The organism is Frankia sp. Hr75.2 (assembly GCF_949319125.1).
Classification (GTDB): Bacteria; Actinomycetota; Actinomycetes; order Frankiales; family Frankiaceae; genus Parafrankia; species Parafrankia soli.
Window position 1 is genome coordinate 1 of the sequence record NZ_CASGGV010000213.1, and the last position, 631, is coordinate 631.

General features: G+C 78.3%; 1 protein-coding gene. It reads left to right on the plus strand.

Features of this window, described 5'->3' with window-relative positions:
- Positions 1-631: ketoacyl-synthetase C-terminal extension domain-containing protein (locus tag AC559T_RS15360; RefSeq protein ID WP_498869173.1), on the plus strand; the 631-nt coding region annotated here is incomplete at both ends.

Consider the following 631-nt stretch of genomic DNA (forward strand, 5'->3'; position numbering starts at 1 on the left):
AGCGGTGCCAAGCGACGTGGACGTGCTGGAGGCGCACGGGACCGGGACGGCGCTGGGCGACCCGATCGAGGCGGGGGCGCTGCTGGGGGTGTTCGGCCCGGGCCGCCCGGCCGACCGCCCGCTGTGGCTGGGGTCGGTGAAGTCGAACATCGGGCACACGCAGGCGGCCGCCGGGGTGGCCGGGATCATCAAGATCGTGGAGGCGCTGCGCCATCAGGCGGTGCCGGCGACCCTGCACGTGGACGCGCCGACCAGCCGGGTGGACTGGGCCTTGGGCGGGGTCCGGGTGGCGACCGAGCAGGTCGCGTGGCCGCCGGAGCCGGGCCGCCGCCGGCGCGCGGGGGTCTCCTCGTTCGGGATGTCGGGCACGAACGCGCACGTCGTCATCGAGGAGGCCCCGCCAGCCGCCCCCGAGCCAGAATCGGAGCCCGGGGCCGCGGCCGGACCCGCGGCCGCGGCCGCGGCCGGGCCGGTCGGTGCGGTGCCGTGGATCCTCTCGGCACGGTCGGAGCAGGGCCTGCTGGCGCAGGCCGCCCGGCTGGCGTCGCGCCTGGACGCCGAGCCGACGCCCGGTTCGCCCACGCCACGACCGTCTTCCCGTGCCGCGGACCGGCCGTCAGCGCGGGATGTC